The organism is Kocuria oxytropis, assembly GCF_040981195.1.
In the GTDB taxonomy this organism is placed as follows: domain Bacteria; phylum Actinomycetota; class Actinomycetes; order Actinomycetales; family Micrococcaceae; genus Kocuria; species Kocuria oxytropis.
The window spans coordinates 1-600 of record NZ_JAVFXA010000083.1; the positions used below are offsets into that span (position 1 = coordinate 1).

A 600-nucleotide genomic window follows, 5' to 3' on the forward strand; every position below is an offset into this window, starting at 1 on the left:
TGGTCTTGTAGCTATTAGCGCCGATTTCTACCTGCTTATAATACCCCGGCAATAATAACCATTTTTCCAGATACGCGCCCAACAGGAGAATAGAGAGCGAATCTAAATCCGCTCCCAATACACCCTCATAAACAGTACGATTGCCATGATTATAAATAAGCATGTCGTTTAACTGTTCCGGCGTGACACCTTTAAAAATAAACAGGTCAGGCGCTAACACTTGCAGACGCGCAATAATGTTAGCAACAGGGGCATAGTCTTTTAACTTAATCCCACACATTATTCATCCTCCTGAGTTGGATTTTCCGGGTCAACAATAAGCGGTTCCGGTTCAACCTCTGTTTCGGGGTCGGTTTCGGAATCGGGGCTAAGGCCACGCTCCCCGTCGCCGTCGCCGTCTACGTCTAAGGTTTCATCGCTGGTTTGTTCGGCGTTATCTGCCCCTGTTTGTTCCTGCTCCTGATTTGCTTCTTCGCCGGAATCAGATTCCGGGTTGTTGTCTGGTTCAGGAGTTGTAGCAGTGGCGAGAGTTTCATCGTTATTTTCCGGGTTATTGTCAACGAGTTCTTTTTGTTTGTCTGCCCATACAGAGCCGAAATC

2 protein-coding genes are annotated in these 600 nt (G+C 47.2%); both read right to left on the reverse strand.

The window, feature by feature from the left end:
• The coding region (locus tag QYM41_RS17680; RefSeq protein WP_368801079.1) for a hypothetical protein at window positions 1-280 on the reverse strand (280 nt) is incomplete at its 3' end.
• A partial coding sequence (locus tag QYM41_RS17685) for a hypothetical protein (RefSeq protein ID WP_368801080.1) occupies window positions 280-600 on the reverse strand: 321 nt, incomplete at its 5' end. The genes QYM41_RS17680 and QYM41_RS17685, both read right to left, overlap by 1 nt.